The organism is Sinomicrobium soli, assembly GCF_003285545.1.
GTDB lineage: Bacteria > Bacteroidota > Bacteroidia > Flavobacteriales > Flavobacteriaceae > Sinomicrobium.
In genome coordinates this window covers 450326-472688 of sequence record NZ_QLNV01000001.1, presented here as the reverse complement: position 1 = coordinate 472688, position 22363 = coordinate 450326, and the positions used below count along the sequence as shown (strand labels likewise).

Annotated in this window: 17 protein-coding genes and 1 tRNA gene; all 18 read left to right on the top strand. The window is 45.4% G+C overall.

Features of this window, described 5'->3' with window-relative positions; translation table 11 throughout:
- Positions 1-270 precede the first annotated feature (270 nt).
- The 18 genes from DN748_RS01985 (at position 271) to DN748_RS01900 (ending at position 22237) form a co-directional block, all read left to right on the top strand.
- Complete coding sequence (locus DN748_RS01985; protein ID WP_112370067.1) at positions 271-1656, top strand: alpha-amylase family glycosyl hydrolase; 1386 nt, start codon at positions 271-273, stop codon at positions 1654-1656.
- A gap of 166 nt (positions 1657-1822) precedes the next feature.
- A complete protein-coding gene (trxA, locus tag DN748_RS01980; protein WP_112370066.1) occupies positions 1823-2140 on the top strand; it encodes a thioredoxin in 318 nt (105 codons plus the stop codon).
- 100 nt (positions 2141-2240) lie between these two features.
- Entirely contained in the window at positions 2241-3170 is a 930-nt protein-coding gene (locus DN748_RS01975) for a DUF58 domain-containing protein (RefSeq protein ID WP_112370065.1), read from the top strand.
- An 87-nt stretch (positions 3171-3257) separates the two neighbouring features.
- Positions 3258-3331 (top strand) — tRNA-Asp (locus DN748_RS01970).
- Positions 3332-4589: 1258 nt separating this feature from the next.
- The gene (locus tag DN748_RS01965; RefSeq protein ID WP_146746543.1) at positions 4590-6017 is read left to right on the top strand and encodes a pepsin/retropepsin-like aspartic protease family protein; all 1428 of its coding nucleotides are present in this window, start codon (positions 4590-4592) and stop codon (positions 6015-6017) included.
- A gap of 90 nt (positions 6018-6107) precedes the next feature.
- Positions 6108-6170, top strand: coding sequence for a hypothetical protein (locus DN748_RS19415; protein WP_236636754.1), 63 nt, complete (start codon positions 6108-6110; stop codon positions 6168-6170).
- 564 nt (positions 6171-6734) lie between these two features.
- Complete coding sequence (locus tag DN748_RS01955; protein ID WP_112370063.1) at positions 6735-7304, top strand: RNA polymerase sigma-70 factor; 570 nt, start codon at positions 6735-6737, stop codon at positions 7302-7304.
- A gap of 128 nt (positions 7305-7432) precedes the next feature.
- Positions 7433-8431 carry a FecR family protein gene (locus DN748_RS01950; RefSeq protein WP_112370062.1) on the top strand — a complete coding sequence of 333 codons (999 nt, stop codon included), beginning with the start codon at positions 7433-7435 and terminating at the stop codon, positions 8429-8431.
- Positions 8432-8762: 331 nt separating this feature from the next.
- Positions 8763-12233: a SusC/RagA family TonB-linked outer membrane protein gene (locus DN748_RS01945; RefSeq protein ID WP_161554448.1), complete on the top strand. Its 3471-nt coding sequence runs from the start codon at positions 8763-8765 to the stop codon at positions 12231-12233.
- An 11-nt stretch (positions 12234-12244) separates the two neighbouring features.
- Positions 12245-13732 carry a SusD/RagB family nutrient-binding outer membrane lipoprotein gene (locus tag DN748_RS01940; protein WP_112370060.1) on the top strand — a complete coding sequence of 496 codons (1488 nt, stop codon included), beginning with the start codon at positions 12245-12247 and terminating at the stop codon, positions 13730-13732.
- Between the two features lie 19 nt (positions 13733-13751).
- The gene (locus tag DN748_RS01935) at positions 13752-15164 is read left to right on the top strand and encodes a purple acid phosphatase family protein (protein WP_112370059.1); all 1413 of its coding nucleotides are present in this window, start codon (positions 13752-13754) and stop codon (positions 15162-15164) included.
- Complete coding sequence (locus DN748_RS01930) at positions 15161-16723, top strand: hypothetical protein (RefSeq protein WP_112370058.1); 1563 nt, start codon at positions 15161-15163, stop codon at positions 16721-16723. Before DN748_RS01935 ends, DN748_RS01930 begins: the two co-directional genes overlap by 4 nt.
- The gene (locus tag DN748_RS01925) at positions 16720-17583 is read left to right on the top strand and encodes a glycerophosphodiester phosphodiesterase family protein (protein WP_161554447.1); all 864 of its coding nucleotides are present in this window, start codon (positions 16720-16722) and stop codon (positions 17581-17583) included. The genes DN748_RS01930 and DN748_RS01925 overlap by 4 nt, the downstream gene beginning before the upstream one ends.
- Positions 17584-17804: 221 nt before the next feature.
- Positions 17805-19109, top strand: a complete 1305-nt coding sequence (locus DN748_RS01920) for a spondin domain-containing protein (protein ID WP_112370056.1) — start codon at positions 17805-17807, stop codon at positions 19107-19109.
- Between the two features lie 61 nt (positions 19110-19170).
- The gene (locus DN748_RS01915) at positions 19171-19836 is read left to right on the top strand and encodes a peroxiredoxin-like family protein (protein ID WP_112370055.1); all 666 of its coding nucleotides are present in this window, start codon (positions 19171-19173) and stop codon (positions 19834-19836) included.
- 60 nt (positions 19837-19896) lie between these two features.
- Positions 19897-20757 (top strand): helix-turn-helix domain-containing protein, encoded by an 861-nt coding sequence (locus DN748_RS01910; protein WP_201741393.1) that lies wholly within the window; start codon positions 19897-19899, stop codon positions 20755-20757.
- Between the two features lie 144 nt (positions 20758-20901).
- On the top strand, positions 20902-21171 hold the full coding sequence (locus DN748_RS01905; protein ID WP_112370054.1) for an ArsR/SmtB family transcription factor: 270 nt from the start codon (positions 20902-20904) through the stop codon (positions 21169-21171).
- Positions 21172-21208: 37 nt separating this feature from the next.
- Complete coding sequence (locus DN748_RS01900) at positions 21209-22237, top strand: LLM class flavin-dependent oxidoreductase (RefSeq protein WP_112370053.1); 1029 nt, start codon at positions 21209-21211, stop codon at positions 22235-22237.
- Positions 22238-22363: the final 126 nt, after the last annotated feature.

Genomic DNA, 22363 nt, shown 5'->3' with positions numbered 1-22363 from the left:
GTTCCTTTGATCTTGGGTTGAGATTCTTCCCTCCGCTGCGCTCCGCTCTGAATGACAGGGTGTTGTCATTCCGACGACAGGAGGAATCTGCGGGCCTTCGGTGATGCTGTTGAAGTTCCTTTGATCTTGGGTTGAGATTCTTCCCTCCGCTGCGCTCCGCTCTGAATGACATTGTTGTCATTCCGACGAAGGAGGAATCTCCGGCGCTTCCGTATTCTGAATGACAAACCCACAACTAACAAACTAAGAACTACAAACTAATAAACTAAAATGAAAAAAATACTGATAGCTACTGCCTTGATCGGCAGCCTTGTGGCCTGTAAGAATGAGCCCAAAGAACAGGAGAAAAAAGAAACGCCGGAAACGGCGCTCGCCCCGGTTTCGGATGAAGTACTGGAAACCGCCGTGATCTATGAAGCCAATATCCGCCAGTATTCCGAAGAGGGAAGTTTTGAGGCGTTTACCCGTGATATTCCGCAGTTGAGGGAACTGGGCGTGAAAGTCATCTGGCTGATGCCTGTGTATCCCATCTCGTCTACAAAGAGCAAGGGGTCGCTGGGCAGCTATTACGCCATTACCGACTATACGAAGGTCAACCCCGAATTCGGTACTCTCGAGGATTTCAGGAAGCTGGTAAAAACGGCGCACGATAACGGGATCTATGTTATTCTCGACTGGGTCGCCAACCACACCGGATGGGATCATGTATGGGTGGAAGAACATCCCGAATATTACACCCGGGATGAAGAGGGCAATATCATAGACCCCGTTAATCCCGAGACGGGGGAGTCGTGGGACTGGACCGATGTGGCCGATCTCAACTACGACAATAAGGATATGCGGCAGGAAATGATAAAGGATATGCTGTACTGGATAGAGGAAGAAGATATCGACGGCTACCGCTGCGATGTGGCGCACCAGGTTCCTGTGGATTTCTGGGAAGATGCCGCCGCGAGGCTTCGCGAAGTAAAACCCGTATTCATGCTGGCGGAAGCCGAACAGCCGGAACTGCTGGAAAACGCGTTCGACATGCAATACGCCTGGGAAGGGCATCATATCATGAATGAGATCGCACAGGGAAAAATGACTGTAAAGGACTGGGATGCGTATATCGCAAAAAATGACAGCATACTGGAACCCGATGATATCTTTATGAACTTTACCTCCAATCACGACGAGAACTCCTGGAACGGTACGGTGTTCGAAAGGATGGGAGATGCGGCAGCGACCTTTGCGGCAATGACGTATGTAATTCCGGGGATGCCCCTTATTTACAGCGGACAGGAATACGATATGGACAAAAGGCTGTTGTTCTTTGAAAAGGATACCATTATCAGAAAGAAAGGGAAATTTTACCCGCTCTATGAAAAACTCGGTAAGCTGAAAAACACCGGCAAGGCCCTGAACGGAGGAAAGAAGGCCGCGTCCTATCTCAGGCTGGACAGTTCCGACAACGAAAAGATACTGGCCTTTGCCCGGGAAAAAGACGGTGACCGGATAGTGTTTATCGCCAACCTGTCTGATGTTCCCCTGGAGTTTACCGTGGAAGCCGAAGGAGACTATACCGATTATATGAGTGGAGACAAAATAACCCTGGAGCCCGGAACGCCCTGTAATTATGCCCCCTGGGAATACCATATCCTGGTGGGGGAATAATCCGGAACAGAACATCTTCAATACCATCGCCGGAAGCCCGGAAACGTATGGCCATTATCAGTGTTTGTAATGCATTCATAGTCAAAACTAATGTGATAGCGTAAAACCGCAAGAATATTTGATTAAATTTGCACAGTAAACCAGATGATAATTAAAATTTGATATTATGGCATTAGAAATCACAGACGCTACTTTCGAGGAAGTAGTTTTAAAAAGCGATAAACCCGTGATGGTAGACTTCTGGGCAGCCTGGTGCGGGCCCTGCCGTATGGTAGGCCCTATCATCGAGGAAGTGAGTTCTGAGTATGAAGGCAAGGCTGTCGTAGGCAAGGTCGATGTAGACGCCAACCAGGAATTCGCTGCCAAATACGGAGTGCGGAATATCCCTACCGTACTGGTATTCAAGGGTGGCGAGGTTGTAGGAAGACAGGTTGGAGTAGCCCCCAAGGCTACGTATACCGAAGCGCTCGATACGCTGCTGTAATCGTCAACGGACACATTATTATAAAAAAGGTTTGGCTTATGGCCAGACCTTTTTTATTTTTAGTTGCAGGTTTGATGATTGACTAAACGACAGAGTGATTTTGAACATACAGAACGAATTACATGACATACAGCTCTTCAGGAACCTCGGGTTGCTGGCCAGCCAGGTGGTGGAAGGGTTTATAAGCGGAATGCACAAGAGCCCCTTTCACGGTTTTTCTTCGGAATTTGCGGAGCACCGGATATACAACCCGGGAGAGAGCACCCGGCATATCGACTGGAAGCTGTACGCCCGCACCGATAAGCTGTATTCCAAGAGTTATGAAGAAGAGACCAATCTGCGGTGCCATATTATTATCGATAATTCTTCCTCCATGTATTACCCGGAAGTAAAGCAGCTGTCTGCGCAGCGGTTGAACAAGATCGGGTTTTCGGTACTGGCCTCGGCGGCCCTGATGAACCTCCTGAAACGCCAGCGGGATGCCGTAGGGCTGAGTGTGTATTCCGACACCTATAACTTCTATGCCCCGGAGAAAGGCAGTAACCGCCATTACCAGATGCTGCTCAGGACGCTTGAGGAAATGGTTGTTCACACAGAAAAGCAGCGAACGACAAAAACGTATACCTTCCTCCACCAGATCGCAGAAAAAATGCACCGGAGGAGCATGATCTTCCTGTTTACCGACATGTTCCAGACCGAGACCGGCGATGAGGAGCTTTTCGACGCTTTGAGGCACCTGAAATACAACAAGCACGAAGTGGTGCTGTTTCACGTAACCGATAAGGCGGCAGAGGTCGATTTTGATTTTGACAATGCTCCGAAGCGTTTTGTAGATGTGGAAACCGGTGAAATGATCAACCTGTATGCCGATAATATCCGGGAAGCGTATAAAAAAAGAGTAGAAAGTTATACCGCCATGATAAAGTTAAAAGCGGCGCAATACCGCATAAAATATGTAGAGGCAGATATCCGTAAGGACCTGCAAAAAATATTACAGACCTACCTTATTGAGAGACAAAAGTTTATTTGACAGGCATACCCGGGGTGCCGTTTTTTTTAAAGAAAACATTTGCGGAATTGAAAAAGCAGTGTATATTTGCATCCGCAATAAGGCAATGGTCTGGTAGTTCAGTTGGTTAGAATACATGCCTGTCACGCATGGGGTCGCGGGTTCGAGTCCCGTCCAGACCGCTTCTTGAAAAAGCAAAATCACTTAAAAAGTCTGCAAATCAATGGTTTGCAGACTTTTTTGCTTTTGGAATACCTCCAGATTATTCAGATTTTCCCGAAATTCTGGTGAGTCATTCGGTGAGAGTACTTTTACCCGTCAAAAAAGTACTCACCGGAATCGATGTAAAACTCAGTAAATGAACATGTTCAGAGGATGAACATCTTGATTTTGAGGCGCTGCAAGGCTAATTTTGTTTAACTTAAATGATGTTATCATGAGTACGCATTATTCCTTGCTCTTCCGGGTTATTGAATTGGTGATGTTTGAAACGCAAAAGAAAATGAATTTCAAGAGGTAAATGAGTTGATACATTATGAAGACCCATTTTAGTCATTGAAAGCTGTGCGGTCATATATAATATAAATGATTTTACGGGAAGACGTAGTGCTGACTATTTACGGCCTTATGCTTTACATGTTTTTTTAATAGGTTTGGGTTGAAATGGAGCTTACAGACAGTGACCTCCTCCCATATTTAGATACTGGTGAAAACTAGAGAATTTGGGATAGTTCTTTAAGATACGCTTGGGTAATTGCCAATATTTGATGTACCAAGGACTCCATTATTATATCCGTAGTTCTTGGGATTAACTTTCCCCCTTTTTAATTATCAATTATAGGAAATCCCAAAAGTTTAAAATTCATTATTCCATACACGCTATATTAAGAGAATATTAATATAAGTATAAGAAACAAGTATATGTAGTATAAAACTTATTATTAATTATAATTTTAACGATATTAATTCTTAATCATAAATTTTTTTGTTATGACTAAATTAAAGAAATTTAAAATCCGTGATTTTGACCATTCGTCAATTATTTCCGATCAAGAGTTAATGACAATGAAAGGAGGGAGTACTATTCCTCCTTCCTCCTTATTATTGGCCTCTTATATTGGAAGCTGCTAAGTGGTTGGTAGGATCTGGTTCATCTGGTAGTTCAAATACGAGTGCTACTTTTGGTTCAGGAAATACTACAATTCAAGTTAATAGTACCGGCTCGGGGAATACTGTTAATATTGGAGGTCTCCAATACACAATAATTTCGGCCGATTCAATAAGGACAGCTGATGGTGATATGATCTATAATCCCACCTTCGGATCAGGAAATAATATTGGATCAGGAAATTAAGTTTTAGTGTTCACCATAAGGAGGTAGTGCAACTTTTCTACCTCCTATCTTTCGTTAGTATAAACATTTTTATAATTATTGCACATATGCTGAGATCAGGTTTAATAATAGTGTTTTTTTTAATGATTTCTTGTAAAAAAAAAGAAGATAATCGACTATTAGACCTAACAACGATAGCTGAAAAAGGTACAGATACCATACCACTTTATTTTAATCAGGATGCCAGTCAATGTTTTTTGAAAGTAAAAGTTTCTCAAAAAGACCAGTATTTTGTTTTCGATACCGGAGCCACCTTTTCGATCTTCAATACATTGATGAATGGTCAACAAACCGGCAACAAAATATTGTTTAATGACATATCCGGTAAAAATCAATATGTCAATGAAATCCTGATCAGAGACACGATATCAATAGGAGATGTAAAAATTCTAAATGGTGTTTTTGGCGAATATGATTTCAGTAATACAGATGGGCTTATAGGTGGTGATATATTGAAAAACCTGGTATTGGAATTAGATTTCATCAACCGGAAAATGATTATTCACGGTAAAAGTTCGGATATCAGTACCCTTAATATGTCAGTGACGGAGTTTAAATTAAAAGGAAGTGTCCCTTTTGTAAATATCCTGATAAATAATACTCCTGTTGAATTTATGCTGGATACCGGTTTTAATGGTTTTGCAGATATTAATATGCGACATATTTCTTCTATCCCCTTTGGTGAAAATACGGTGAAAGAAAACTGGCAAGAGACTTCAAGGCTCGTAAGTCCCTTTGATGCGGGCAATAGTTCTGTGAAGAACCTTAGTAAGGTTATAACGGATATACAGATAGCTGACAGGGTTCTGAAAAATGAAGTGATCATATTTGAAGAAAATCTCGGGACCGACAAACTGGGATTGGATTTTCTGAAAAGATTTGACAGGGTTATTATAGATTACCTCGAAAAGAGAATATATTTCGGCAAAACCGTGTACAAGTCAAGGTATTATCATTCTGAAATCCGTTCCGGAATAAACTCAAATGGGATCAAACTGTCAAATAGAGCGCAAACCACCGTAGTTTCAGCAGTAAGTGAAAAATTTAATAACAAGATATCTATAGGTGATACTGTTGTTCAAATTAATGGAAACGAAACAGTAAACAGGAACAATTCCTTTTATGAGGATCATGTCAAAAAAGATTCTATAGTTATATATAGGCATGGTTTGGCCAAGGACACTATCGTGAAATACAAAAAAAGTGCCGGTCTAAAGTGTTTACTTGCCGATTTTCATTATATGAGAGATTCCTCTGAAATAGTAATTTTAAGGAATGGGGAAAAGCATAGACACAATATGATAAGATCGGACTATTTGTTTAATCTTCCCGATACCATTCAGGATTATTATTTTGAAGGATTGATGGACCAATGCATTTTAAAAACTCTGTACAAATCCTGGACTCCTGTTGTTATTTCTTCTAAGAAAAGTACCCCCGGTTATTTTTTGTATACTATTTCAGAGTCCAAATAGTTTTTGCACTTTGTTTTCCTGTTTCCAATTTATATTTAAGAAGTGAAATCTAAAAGTTTACTATTCCCTACCTACATACAGCATGATCAAATGGATTGTGGTCCCTCATGCTTAAAGATTATTTCAAAATTCTATAAAAAAAATTTTCGCTAAAATATCTAAGAGATAAATGTTTTATTACAAATGAAGGGGTTTCTTTATATGATATTGCACGGGTTCCCCCTGCGATTAGAAAATTTATTGTTACGGCCGTATATTTCAGCTTTGTCAAAAGATTGCCTGACCACTTTGGAATTTATCCTGAGCTTACCGTAGAACCCGGTAATATAACCTTGTTTTTTCAGTATTTTGGGAGAAGACAAATCGGCATAAACTTCTTTTAAAAATCCCTGCTGAAAGGTATAACCGTGTGTACGTTCCTACAAGCCCATTCCCCTCAAAAAAACATGGACGAAAAGCCGTGAGCATCTTTAAATATGGATTGAGTTGGTTATCAAACTGGTTATTGGCAGGGTTTAATAAACCGAATGCCAATTTAATAATTTTTTTGTCATGTACTTAGCCTTTCGGTAGTAAATATTTATGGACGGATAATTTTAGCTTAACTTTTATGTAATACCGGAATCTACGACATTTAGTAAACTTGTTGTTCAATTTTTTCATACCTCAGTGAAACGGAATTACAAGAAAACGGATGAAGCGGAACTATTGATTCTGATGAAACAGAACGATGGGGAACATGCCTTTCGGGAACTTTTTTATCGGTACCAGGACAGGTTGTATCGTTATAATCAGAAGATACTGCGTAACCGCGAAGCCAGTGAGGAAATCCTGCAGGATGTTTTCGTTAAAGTATGGAATTATCGTCACCAGATCGATGAATCCAGAAAATTCTCCTTTCTTCTTTTTAAAATGGCCAAAAATACCATCATCAATTATTTAAAGTCTCAAAAGGCAAAACAACAACTTGCCCCGGAAACCATAAGTGCGCTGGCAACGCATGTATGCCCGGAAGAGACCATGATCTGGCAGCAATATAACACGATGCTGGACAGGGCCATTGCAGAACTCCCCGAACGTTGCCGTATTGTTTTTGAAAAGAGCAGGGTGGAAGGCAAGTCCTATGATGAAATTGCAGAAGATCTCGGTATTTCCCGCAATACGGTTCGCCTGCAGATCATAAAGTCGTTAAAGCTTATAAAAAATTACTTGAACCATCATCCGGAAATGGATCTGGTGTTCACCCTTCTACTGTCTTTGTCCTCCTTCTTTACGGCTCTTCAGTGATTTTAAAACCGGGTAGGTAATCTGATTCAGACCCTGAAATAATCTTTTTTTTTAAAAAAAATAAAAAAATCGGAAACGGCGTAGACCTGCAATGTTGTTTTAGTGTATTTACGAGAAAACACCCGAAGTTGAAACCAGATAGAGACGGCATATTACAAAAATACTTTTCAGGGCGATGTACTTCCGAAGAAAAACAGTTTGTCGAAGAGTATATATTAAACAAAGACAATGTTCTGCTGGACGATTACCTCAGTTCGCAATGGGATACCTGTGCCCAAAAAAGTACGGATACGGAGTTGCAAGCGGACCGTCGCTATAAACGTATCCATAAGAGATTGCTTAAACAGCAGGGTTTGCGCAAGCGTAAAATATGGAGTATGGTTGCTTCCGTAGTTGCATTGCTGGGGATTACCGCTTACTTTTTAATGCAGTTGTCTTACCCGGTACCCGAAAAACTGATTGTGGTCAGTACAGGTGCCGGAGAGCAGAGAGAAGTGACCTTGCCGGACAGTACTGTGGTATGGCTTAACTGTATATCGTCAATAACCTATCCGGAGTATTTTAATGGAGATTACAGGGAAGTTGAAGTTAAGGGAGAAGCTCTTTTCGAAGTTGCCAAAAATCCGAAAAGACCTTTTGTCGTTTATTTTAACAGACATTATACCGAAGTTCTGGGGACCGTGTTTACGGTGAGGTCCTATCCGGGGGAATATAAAGATATGGTAACCCTGATTGAAGGGAGTGTGGCCGTAGGGGAACAGCAACCGGATAACCTGAAGGAATATACGGTATTGACACCAGGTGAGCGTATTACTGTATCCGAGAGTATCGAAAACAACTTTTTCAAGGATAGCATACAAGATATAGCATCGGTTGCTTCCTGGAAGAGCGGGGAACTTCGCTTTTATAAAACACCCCTGCATATGGTAACCGGAGACCTTCAGCGATGGTATGGCACGGATATCGTGCTGGAAAAACGAGGGCAGCACGCCGTAAATGGCAATATGACCTTAACCTCGATTATTAAGCCTGGTACAAAATTGGAAGAGGTCCTGCAAATGTTGAGCCTTACCCATAACATAGCGTATACCAGAACAGGAAATAAAATAGTAATAACTTCTAAATAAGATGTATATGAAATAAACGTACCTGAGTAACACATGGAGAATCCCGTAGAAAAACAGCGAAAGTGCTGGTACCACTTTCGCTGAGAAGTTTTCTACTAAGGATTACTTATTCCTAAAAGAAACAAATAATACAGAAAATTTCATCAAAATTATGAAAAAAATATATAGAACTCGTCTTGGGTTATTTTATTTAGGCGAAAAGCCACTATTTTGTGCCCAGATGAAGGCTTTTTTGAGCCACATAGCCTTAGCTATGGGGGGAGAAAAAGACAAAATATGGGTGCAAAAGAGGGTTTTGCAGCAAATTATAATAACTCGAGACGAGTTCATAATGCGCTTTCGTGCAGGATTACTTTTTATAGCCATATTCTGGCTTAGCGCTGGTTTTCCCGTAAAGGCAGAAAGCAGGCAGTCCGACCTTGATAATATCAGAATCTCGGTCTCTTTTCTGGAACTTCGACTTGCGGAAGCTCTTGAGACCATCGGGGAGAAGAGCAACCTGGGAATCACCTTTAACGATGCCGATATTCGTTCGGACAAAAAGGTATCCTACCACGCTGTAAATGCATCGGCCCGCAAGGTTCTTAAAGATGTCTTGTACGGAACAGGCCTTCGTTTCGGGCTTCAGGGAGAAAATATTATTATTTATAAAGACCAGGGAGATCCGATAAAAGGGACGGTGTATGACAGCGGGAGTGGTGAACCGCTCATGGGGACCACCATCAGTATTCCCGGAACAGGCTTGGGAACGACTTCCGGTTTTGACGGAGAATTTGCTCTGACCGCAGAAGAATTTCCGGTGAAAATCCGTATTTCCTACCTCGGCTATGAAACGCAGGAAATAGTAGTTTCCTCACCCGATGATCATCTCGAAATTAGCCTGGTCGCCGTGAATGAAGAACTCAAAGAGGTGGTAGTTACCGCATTGGGGATTTCCCGTGAAGAGAAAAGCCTGGGATATGCGGTTGGTGAGGTAAGCGGAACCTCTATGAACGAGAGCAAAAGGATGAATATCACCAATGCGCTTGCAGGTAAGGTTGCCGGAGTACAGATTCGAAATGTGAGTTCCGATCCGGGTTCGTCCTCGCTGATTACCATCAGGGGTGCCTCTTCCATAAACGGAGACAACCAACCTCTGTTTGTAATAGATGGAATCCCGGTAAACTCCAATAACCAGAATGCAGAATCGTCGGGAGAAGGGTATGTGGACTATGGAAACACCTCTATGGATATCAGTCCCGATGATATTGCAGAGATAACAGTACTGAAAGGGGCTGCTGCTGCGCTTTACGGTTCCCGTGCAGCCAACGGGGTGATCCTGATTACCACCAAAAAGGGGAGGAGTGGAAAAAAAGGGCTGGGAATAAGCTATAATTCGGCCGTAAAAATGGATAAGGCCTGGCTGTATCCTGACTTTCAGAATCAATTTGCTGCGGGCTCAGACATTATGGCTGTAGATGAAAATGGTGTTCCCGTAGCCACAGGAACGTCTACCTGGGGCCCCCGTATCGAACCGGGAGTACAGGCCGTACAAACCCTTCCGGGAGGCAAAACTACTGTTGCAGCACTCAAGGCGTACCCCGATAGGTATAAAGATTTTTTCGAGGTGGGATATACCCTGACCAATAATATATCGGTCACCGGGAATTACGATAAAGGTAGTTTCAGGCTTTCCTACACCAATCTGCAGAATGAAGGCATTGTTCCGGGAACCAATTACAAGAAAAACGGTTTTAACCTGAATTCCACCTATAAAATAGCTGACGATCTCACTGTTTCTGCGATGGCCAATTTTAGTATTTCCGACAGTGACAACAGGCCCACACAGGGTAAATCCGGTGAGAGTGACAACGCTACCGAAGTAGTTTACCGCCTCACGCCGAATACCGATATCAAGGATTATAAATCGTATTGGGAAGAGGGACTGGAAGGATTACAGCAGAAAACACTGGACGGTGGTGACAACCCTTATTTTACTGCTTTTGAACAACAAAATCAATTCAGGAGGAACAGGTTATTCGGGAAATTACAGTTGAATTACCAGATCAATGAAACCATGAACCTGCAATTCCGCTCGGGGATAGATACCTATCAGGAACAGCGGGTGACCAAAAGGGCTTTCAGCAGCCTGGAATTTCCAAACGGGGCGTATGGCAATAAGATCATGGGGTTTACCGAGACCAACCTCGATGCGCTGTTTACCTATACCCCGAAAACAGAAGGGGATTTTGATGCCAGTATATCATTAGGTGCCAACCGGATGGACCAGAAGCAGTATTATACCCGGGCATTTTCGGGTCAGTTGGAGATCCCGCAGTTTTATAACATTTCCAACGCTGCTGCCGGATCGGTTGAGAATAGTGATGGCCATAGTCGTAAGCGTATTAATAGTGTATACGGACTTATGCAACTCGCCTACCGGGATTTCCTGTTTCTTGACCTGTCTGCGCGGAACGACTGGTCCAGTACGCTCCCCCCGAAGAACAACTCCTATTTCTATCCTTCTGCTTCTCTGAGCTTTATTTTTTCAGAGGCTTTCCATCTGAATTCCCCGGTTTTTTCTTTCGGAAGATTTCGGATGAGCTGGTCCGAGGTAGGAAACGATACCTCTCCTTACCAGTTGACCAATACTTATGGATTTGACGACTGGGGAGACCTGAAGCTTGCGCAAAATAATCAGACACTGAAGAATAATCATTTAAAACCTGAGAAAACAAGGGTAGTAGAACTCGGTTTCGACCTGCGATGGTTACAAAACCGCCTGGGACTGGATGTGGCCTTGTACCGTAATAAAACCTTTAACCAGATCATAAGCCTTCCGATTGCCCAAAGTTCCGGGGGAACTTCCAAAGTGATTAATGCCGGGGAAATACAGAACCAGGGTATAGAGATCACACTGAATGCCACACCGGTAAAAAATGCAGGTTTCTCCTGGAACCTTTCTACCAATTTCAGTAAAAATGAAAATAAGGTCAATGCCCTGTACGGCGATATGGAAAGCATACAGCTGGGCTCTGCAACCGGGATATACCAGCGTTTGTACGTAGACGGGGCCATAGGTGATTTCTATGACGAGCGTACTCCGTCAAGAGTAGCATCCGGACCGGATAAAGGACGGTATATCCTGGAAGACGGTATGTTCGTAAGGGATAACAGTTGGGTGAAAACCGGGAACAGTACCCCGGATTTTACGATGGGGATGACCAATATCTTTAACTATAAGAACTTCAGGCTTGCCTTTACGGTCGATTGGAGCCAGGGCGGAGAATTTTATAACTATACGGCCAAAAATCTCATGTCTGACGGACGTATAGGATTTACTACCGCTTACCGTGATCCGCAGAGCGGAGGACTCAGCTTCGAATACGCCGGGATGCCACGTACCGACGGTGCTGTAATCCCGGGTGTTATCCTGAACGAAGACGGCACATACCGGGAAAATGATGTGGCGCTTCCGGCACCGTATTATTACGGGGAATACTGGGATTACGAGGAATTCCATATGTCCACTGCTACTTATATAAAACTTCGGGAACTCAGTTTCGGATATACGTTCACAGATATCCGTTGGGCCGATAACCTTTCTGTAGATATTATAGGTAATGACCTTATCAGCTGGTTCGCCTACAAGACCAAACGTAACCGCGATGGATTTGTAACCGGAGATTACGATAAAGGGTATGATCCCGAAACCCAGAATTACCTTTCTTCTGCCGGCCCTCTGGGTATTACCCAGGGAGTATCTGCCTGGCAATTACCGGCCACCAGAAGTATAGGGATCAAATTAAGTGCTAATTTCTAAATTGTCCAACTATGCTGAAAAAGAGTTTATTTCTGGCCGTAACCCTGTTGGGCCTGGCCAGATGTACCGATAATTTCGAAGAGATCAATACCAATCCGAATGATCCGGTAAATGTAGATGCTGCCTATTTAATGAGTTCGGTTATTGTAAATACGGCGTATAACCTTACCGAAGAGAATGTGGGTGGGGTCATGGGAATCCCTTCGCGATATGTTACCCGGGTTATTCATAATGGAGACGATACTTACAGATGGGATTCCGAAAGCTGGGGGTTTGCTTTTAATAACCTGATCAATAATGAAGACCTTTTACGACAGGCAAGAGCAGAAGAGGATACACATCTCGAAGCCATCGGGCTTATCATGAAAGGATATCTGTTCGGTATACTTACCGACACTTTTGGTGATGTTCCTTTTGAAACCGCTTTCGGGGCCGGCGAAGAAAATTATACTTCCGCCTACAGCAGGCAGGAAGATATATACCAAGCCATACTCGGATATTTCGACAGGGCCAATACCCTTCTGCAGGAAGATGGGCGTTTATCGCTTTACGCTGCTTTCGACCCCATGTTTGAAGGAGATGTGCTCCAATGGAGAAAGCTGGCCAATTCACTGCATCTTCGTTACCTGTTACGGATTTCTCAAAAAGATGAAAAAACCTTTGATACCATACAGATGATCCTTAATAATAACGACAGGTATCCGCTTATTTTGTCTAATGAGGACAATGCTTTTCTGCCGTATCTCGGTGTGAGAAAAACAGACTCTTCCCCGCTTGGGTCCTATGACGGTGATTTTTATGACAGGAGACCGAGCAAGGTATTTGTGGATTTCCTGCTCGAAAGGAATGACCCCAGGTTGCCGGTCTGGGTCCGTCCGGTGGCTAATCCGGAGGCCGGGACTGTGGATAATAATGAATACGTGGGATTACCCCTGGCGATTTTCGGGGCTACAAACTACAACGGGACCACCAATCATCTCAATTACGAGTCCAGCAACTATTCTGAGTTCAGCAGTGTATTTCACGATGACAGCAACCCCCTGTTTAATGCGGTAGTCTTTCCGGCCTGTGAAACTTATTTTATCCTTGCCGAACTGGTAGAGATACACAAGCTCAACTATGACGGAGCATCAGCCAGGGAACTCTATCTCGAAGGGATCCGCACTTCCATGTCGCAATACCAGGTGGATGCCGAAGCGGAAGCAACCGGTTATTACACCCAGTCTCTTGTGGCTTACAACGGCAGCCTGGAGCAGATCCTCGCTCAAAAATGGGTGAGTATGCTGTTTGTGGGCGGATCGGAAACCTGGTTTGATCACCGGCGGACCGGGTATCCTGTTTTTCCTTTCGGGGATCTTTCCATCCGTGACGAAATACCATACAGAATGCCTTATCCTTCCGATGAAGCCAGCTATAATGCTGAAAATTATGATCAGGCTATTGAAGACCAGGGCTGGTCGGATGATAGTAACTATGAAAAAATGTGGCTATTGAAATAACATAAAAACAAGTTTGAAAATGAAAATATCATATATCTTTTTTTACCTGGCCGTAACCGTTCTGATAGGTTGCTCCGACAACAAAACAGCCGGATCACATCCTCATGCCCACTCCGGGCATGACCATACCCCGTACAGTGCCCAGGATACCGTCTGGAGCCATAAGCTTATTTTTCCCAGCAAAGTGCCAGACAGGATTATTCTTAATCTTACAGAACACCCGGAATCATCCATCGCGGTGAACTGGCGTACCAACCAGCAGATAGATAGTGGTTTTGTACAGGTGGCTGTGGCAACCGACGGACCTGAATTTTTGCTCGATGGGGTGAGAACCGTAAGAGCCGAAACCGAGGTTTTTGAAAACAAGAATGAAAAACATAATGAACCTTTGGTCAAGGCCAATTATCACAGTGCGGTAATCGATGACCTGAGTCCGGCTACCACTTATGTGTATCGCGTAGGTTACGGAGGAGATGATGACAGGTTGTGGAGTGAATGGTTTCAGACTACCACGGCTTCGGACCGGGACCATGACACCTTTAGTTTTATTTATTTCGGCGATGCCCAGAACGAACTGAAATCCATGTGGAGCAGGGTGATCCGGACTTCGTATACCAGGTTTCCGAAGGTGAATTTTATGTTGCATGCAGGTGACCTGGTCAATGACAGGGATAGTAACCTGGAGTGGGGCGAGTGGTTTTACGCAGGTAGTTTTATCCACGCTACCATACCGGGGATCATGACCCCCGGTAACCACGAATACCGGAAAGAAGTCCTGAGTTCGCTGTGGCGTCCGCAGTTCAACCTGCCACAGAACGGACCACTCGAAGAAATTAAGGAAACCTGCTATTATGTCGATTACCAGAATACCCGGGTCATTTCTATAGATGCTGTGTCTTTTGACGATAAAGAGCATTCCAGAGAAGCACAGGGGAAATGGTTGGATTCCATCCTGACCAATAGCCCGAAAAAATGGTCGGTAATATTCCTGCATTATCCTGTCTTGTCGGTTGCCAAAAAACGCGGCGAAGACAATTTAAACCTGAAAACTGTCTTAAAACCCATTATAGACAAGCATAAGGTAGACCTGGTGCTTACGGGGCATGATCATACCTATGCCCGTGGAGAGGTTAAAAACCTGGGGAGCGGGATCACTGCAACCGACGACACCGGGACGATCTATGCCGTATCGGTGAGCGGGCCCAAAATGTACGATTCGGAGAAAGCCGACTGGATGCAGAGAAGGGGAGAGTACACCCAGCTGTTCCAGATTATTACGGTAGACGGGGATAGGCTTTCCTATACTTCCTATACTCCTTTGGGAAAGGTCTATGACGCCTTTGAACTGGTTAAACGCAACGGTAAAAAACAACTGATCAACAAAATACCACAGACCCCCGAGCGGATGAAAAAAGATTTTATTTCCGAATGATGAAATTATTGAAATACCTGGCTGCGCTATTGTTGTTTTCCGTGCTTATTTGCGGCCTTATAGCCTGGTACGGTATGAGAGACCGCAACCCGGGCTATACTTACGATAAAAAATGGGAAACCGGGGTCTCAACTATCCGTGCGGGATTTGCCAAAAAGGAAATAAATCCGGAAGTGCCTGATAGCTGGAAGGACCTCAACGGGAACGGAATCTATGAACCCGGACTGGGAGAACGGTTTGAAGATGGCAATAACAACGGAAAGTTCGATGCCGTATACATGGCCGGTTTTCAGCAAAACCGGCCTGCTACGGCCATTCATGATACCTTATGGGCAAGGGCGATGGTATTGAATTCGGGGGGAAAGCAGGTAGGCCTGGTCGTACTCGATGCCATCGGATTATTCAATGATCAGGTGATTTCTATACGGAAGAAAGTAGCAGAAGAAATTCATCTGGATTATGTGGCCGTAATAAGCACCCATACCCATGAAGCCCCCGACCTTATCGGGTTGTGGGGAAAATCCGCCTATCGCTCAGGCGTGGACAAGGATTATGAACAAAAGGTGATATCGGCCGCAACAGCCGCGATTGTTGAAGCTGCCGGTAAGCAGGAAGGGGCCTGGGTGACTTTTGTGCAGGATACTACGGATACGCTTGGGTATCTCGTTGATGATTCCCGTAAGCCACGGGTATTTGATAACGGATTGCGTTTAATGCAATGGAAACGGCAAAAGGACAGTACTGTGCTGGGCACTATTGTCGCCTGGGCTAATCATCCGGAAACCCTGTGGAACCGCAATACCAGGATTACCTCAGATTTTCCTCATTACGTACGCCAGGGTATAGAGAGCGGCGTATATGTCAAAGACAGTCTTGCCGAAGCTGGTACAGGAGGTGTTGCTATGTATATCAACGGGGCCATAGGCGGCCTGATGCACACTTCCCCAAGATTCGGGATTCCGGGGATTGCCGGAGATACCCTCTATAAAAGAGCTTCATTCGATAAGGCAAAGGCGCAGGGAGAAAGGATTGCCCTGCATGCTTTGAAATTGTTAAGGGAGGGGTGGACAAAACATCTGGAAGAGACCTCCCAGCTCCTTATTTCCAGGTCTGTTACCCTTCCGGTAGCCAATCGTAACTTTCGACTGGCAGGAGCAACAGGCCTGATCAACCGGGGATTTTCAGGATTTTTTGAAATGCGTTCCGAAATCGCGTACTGGCAATTCGGCCCGGCCGGTTTTCTCTTCGTGCCCGGGGAGATCTACCCGGAGCTGGTCAACGGAGGCGTGGAAGCTCCCCAGGGAAATGATTTCTGCGCTTCTGAGCCATCCCAAACTCCTCCTTTAAGAAACCTGATGACTGATCAATATAAGTTTGTAGTGGGACTGTCCAATGATTTTATAGGGTATATCATCCCCAAAAGTCAATGGGATGAACATCCCCCTTATTTGTATAACGACCGTAAGTCCACTTACGGGGAAGAAAACTCACTCGGCCCCGAAACGGCTCCGTTATTATATCAATCTTTCTCCGGGATCATAAAAGAAACATGGAAATGAGAAAAAACATATTATTTATAGTATGGATGCTGCCTTTGTTTATGGCAGCCCAGCAGGCTTCTACAGATTTTGCCTATGTAAAGCAACACCTGACCGATCCGGGTAATGAGGTCGTTTTGGTTGCGGCACATCGCGCCATGCATACCCGGTACCCGGAAAATTCCCTTGCGGCGATTACCGATGCCATAGCACATGGGGTGGATATCGTGGAGGTCGATGTCAGGGTAAGCAAAGACGGCATCCCGGTATTGATGCACAATGAAACGGTCGACCATATTTCTACCGGTTCCGGAAAGGTCAAAAAGATCTGTCTATCCGAACTTAAGACATTCCGACTCAGGGACGATCGGGGTAAGATAACCCGGCATAGTATTCCCACTCTGGAAGAAGCACTTAATCTTGGAAAGGATAAAATAGTTTTTGACATCGACCTGAAAGTCAATACCCGCGACCTGAAAAAGGTGACGGCAGTGGTGAAAAAGTGCGATGCCATAAACTCCGTGTTCTTCTACGACAGTGAGTATGACAAAATTCAGCGGGTAGAGCGATTATTGCCCGGGGTGCTGCGAATGACGAAAATCCACCACGATTCCAAGGCAAAAAAACACCTTGAAATGTTACTTCCGGATATTGTTCACCTCGGAAATTCTGCCGTAGACAGGGAGGTTGGTTTTATAGAAACCGTGCAACGGGATTACAGGCTTCCCGTTTTTGCCAATGCCCTGGGAGAAACCGATGAGGCGGCCCGGGATGATATTCGCGCGTATGATATCCTACTCGATAGAAAAGTAAATATTATTCAGACAGATACCCCGGTATTATTATTACAGTACCTGCGTCAAAAGAACAAACACCGATGAAAAATTATATGGGTATATTTTTTATACCGGTCTTCAATATGTTGTGGAGCCGGGAGGAACAGTTCAGAAGCAAGTAGAAACAGGGGAATCAATACTTTCTTCGGGAAATATGTACATGTATCAGGGTGCTTTCTTCAAGGGGTGAAAGGGGAAGGAACTTCATCTTTGTAAAGTGAAAATACACGATATAAAAATGAGTTTATAACCTAACATCTTATACAATGAAAAGATATACAACCCTGTTTCCGGCATTGCTTACAGTTACCTCCATGATGTTCCTGACGTCCTGTGAGAGTGACGACGACCAGGCGCCGGTACCGGCAGATTATACCCTAACCGTAGAAAACGTACTTGATGCAAAGCCCCTGGTGCAGTCCGGCACCTTCGAGAATACAGGAGACCTCCCGGTGTATCTCCCGGGAGAATCGTTCAGTTTCCGGTTTTCGGCAGGGAAGGGGCAGGCTTTGAGTTTTGCAACCATGTACGGCTGGTCCAACGACCTGTTTTTTGCTCCTGAAAATCCGGGGATTGCATTATACGACAATGAGGGGACCCCGGTGGAAGGTGATGTTTCCGGTCAGGTCAGGCTATGGGATAACGGCACGCGCATCAACCAGGCGCCCGGCCCCGATGTTACGCATCCGGGGACCGTGGAATCAACCCCGCAAAATATTGTGGAGATCACAGGGATGGACGCCCAGGGAAATGCCTATGTTCCCGCATCCGACTTGATGAAAGTGGAACTGCATTATGAAGGTAATGCTGTGTTTACCATTACCGTAACCAATACCTCCGGTGATACTGCCAATCCTACCCCGTTCAGCCCGGGGGTCTGGGCCGTTTCTTATATAGTGGGCGGCGATTTGCTGGACGATGCGCCTTTATACAAGAGCGGGATGGCTGCGGTTAACGGAATTACGAATATAGCAGAAGCCGGTGACAATTCCGTTTTGTCTGCCTATATCGGGGAAAGGACAGGGATATTCACCCCGCTTTCCCCGGTGCTGGTGGTCATTTACAATGGCATAACCAACCCGGTGTATCAACTTGATGAGCCCGACCCGGGGCACGGTTTGAGCAAGCTGGCCCAAACGGGCGATGCAAGTGACCTCGCAGGCTATCTGCAGGGCATGGAAGGTATAAAATCGGTCTATGTATTGCCCGCCGAAGACACGGAGGTCCTGGTCCCGCGTATTGACGGAACTCCGGGGAGTAAAGTTTCTCAGGTACTGAGCGTATCAGACGGCGACAAAATTGCAATTGCAACGATGTACGGATTCTCCAACGACTGGTTTTTTGCCACCAGGGGAGAAATTGACGCTACGCAGACAGGAAGTATTTCTTCGCATACAGGCTTGTTCAATAATGGTACTGCGGTAGACCAGTATCCCGGGGCAGGTATTGCCCAGGTGAACCTCGGAGGAATGATAGTTCCTGAAAACCAGCCGGTTTCCGAGGTCCCCAATCCTAATGCTTTTACGACCTTACCGGCTGTAGATCAGATTATTAAAGTAACCATTGAATAATAACAATGACCTGGAATGCCCGGGTATAAAACCGGGCATTCCCTGAAACAACACATCATAAATGAAAACCATTCAGATTACATTGTTCGCATTATCTTTCTGCCTGACAGGGCTTGGCCTGCAGGCTCAAAACATGACTTCCGGGATGAAGGACACAGAGCATAACATGGCTGTGGCCCCGGCCCTGCCACAGGATATAAGTCCGTTGCTGACCGGAGAAAAGGTGCCCGTCATCCAGTTGCCGGATGCGGGTGGAAAAATGCAGGATGTCAACGCCCTTATCAGTTCCGGGCCCATTGTGCTCGTTTTTTACCGCGGAGGCTGGTGCCCTTATTGTACCAGGCAGTTATCCGGCTTGCAGGAAGCCATGGAGCCCCTGGAAAAAATGGGATACCGGTTACTGGCCATCAGTACGGACAGTCCCGGGAAGCTGTCGGAAACCCTGGGAAAACAATCCCTGGAATATACGCTGTTGTCTGATGCAGACCTTAAAGTGGCCAGGGCATTCGGGATCGCCTTTCAGGCCCCTGAGGGATACCATGGGTTTTTACCCGAAAGTAGCGGCGGGAAAAATACCGGGTTATTACTGCCCGTTCCCTCTGTTTTTATTCTCGACCGCGAAGGAGTGATCCGTTTTGAACATATCAACCCCGATTTCCGGCAGCGGATAAGTCCGGGGCTGCTGATTGCCGTGGCGGGAGCTATTGCCAAAGAAGATGCCATGTAATGCGTATATTTATACCGGCTGCGGTTTGCGGCGGCTTTGTGAAACAGGCAGTTATTTAACATGATCTCTGATAGAACACAGATGCAACTGGATTTTACAGAACAGAAAACCGAAGGACGATTTGTGATGTACTGTCATTCCGAAGCGCTTAAGGGCGATGGCATCCGGGAGAGCCTGAACACTTACAATACCTTTGTCTGGAACAAGGGAGAAGAGCAGACGGTATGGATCGATGAGATTCCTTATACCTTTCCGGAACAGGCAATCCTGCCGCTGATGGGCAATCAGCATTTCCGGTTCGAACACCCTCCGCAACTGGTAGCCTGGAAATTCAACCGGGAGTTTTACTGCATTCTCGATCACGACCAGGAAGTGGGGTGCGTAGGCTTTTTGTTCTACGGCATACGCACCCCGTTTTTTATTACCCTTAATGCTAAGGAAGCGGAAAATTTCGAAAAGCTCCAAAGCACACTGGTCGACGAATTCGGCGAACGCGACAGGTTCAAGGGCGAGATGCTGCGCAGCCTGCTGAAACGGCTTATTATAAAAACAACCAGGCTGGGCAAGAGCCAGACCGAAAGCTGTCACGACCTTGCAGACCATAAGCTCGACCTGATACGCAGGTTTGCCCTTTTGGTGGAACTTCATTTCCGGCAGCAGCACGAAGTAAGGTTTTATGCAGAATCACTGAACAAATCGGCCAAGACCCTGTCCAATTTATTTGCCCTGTACGGGCAGCCGTCCCCTTCCAAAATCATCCATGATCGTATTGTTCTGGAAGCCAGAAGATTGTTTTTGTATACCGATAAAAGTGCCAAAGAAGTGTCTTTCGAACTGGGGTTTGCCAATCCCGAATATTTCAGTCGCTTTTTCAAATCCAAAACCGGCAACAGTATTACGGTTTTTAAAAGCCGGAAATAAGGACGCCCCTGGTATCAGCAATATGTTCGTCGCCCTCTTTTCAGTCTGTTCGACAGGGAACCGGATAGCCGTGATACCAATAGGATGCAGGAAAATCAGGAATAAATCCATACATTTGCATATATCAATATATAAGCGCAGATTTTGACCTTACGTACCATAGAAAAAATATCCAAGGCCCTGGGCGATATCAATCGACTGAAGATATTGAGCGCCATACAATCCGGCGGGGAACGACTGGAATGCAGTACGGTCATATCCCTTCTGGATATTTCCCAGCCATCCGTAAGCCATCATATTAAAAAACTGGTAGACGCCGGGTTGATCGAACCCCAGAAAGAAGGCAGGTTTTATTACTACTCCCTGAACAAGGAGGTTCTGGACGACTACCTGGAAGCGCTTAAGACATTGTAATTTTTTATTTAAACAACATATAGATACATATAAATATATGGATGCAGTAAAAACAGCCTGGTCCGTTCTGGAGCTGGCTACCATCGCCAAAGGAAATACCATTCATCAGACCTATGAGAACGCCGTTGCCCTCGCAAAGCAGGCAGAAGCTTCCGGGTATACCCGTATGTGGTTTGCCGAGCATCACAATATGCCTGCCATTGCCAGCAGTGCCCCGCAGATACTCATCGGCCATATTGCGCAGGCCACCGCTACCCTGCGTGTAGGTTCCGGCGGGATCATGCTGCCCAATCATTCGCCTCTTATTGTAGCGGAGCAGTTCGCCACCCTCGGCCACCTGTTCCCGGGCCGTATCGATCTCGGGCTGGGGAGGGCCCCGGGCACCGACCCGGAAACGTCGCATGCCATAAAACCCGGGTTTGTCCAGGCATCCCATTCGTTTCCTGCGGATATTAAAACCATTCAAACCTATTTTTCCGTAGAGAACAAAGCGGCCAAAGTGCGGGTCACCCAGGCCGAAGGGGTCGATGTGCCCATTTTTATCCTCGGGTCCAGTACCAGCAGTGCGCACCTGGCCGCAGAAAAGGGGCTGCCCTATGCCTTTGCCAGTCATTTTTCCACCGCACAGCTGCACGATGCCCTTCACTTTTACCGCAGTGAATTTCAACCCTCGCCCGCCTTGCAGAAACCCTATGTCATGGCCGGTGTCAATGTCTTTATCGCCGATACCGATAGCGAGGCAGAAAAATTGTATACCTCTCACCTGAGGCTGGTGATCAATATCCTGACCGGGACCCCTACCGAATATATTGAGCCGCCTACCGAAATGACGGCTGATTTCAGGAATATCATGCAGCATCCCAGGGTGGAACAGATGATCAAATACACCTTTATCGGAAGCCGGGAAACGGTAAAGAAACAGGTATTGCAGTTCCTGGAAGAAACACAGGCAGACGAACTGATCATCGCCACCAACATGTACGACATCGATGCCCGGCTGAAATCCACCCGGCTGTTCGGGGAGATCATGACGGAGATCAATACGGAAGAAGGAGGGGGGCGATAGGTACTCGTTGCAAACGAGCACCAGGTTGCGCAGGTAATATCCGGAGTATATTTTTTCCGAAAAAAAAGCGAAGGGTAAGGTTTAAACAGTTTCTCTGGTTTAAGTAAAATAAGGGATTTGTTGTAT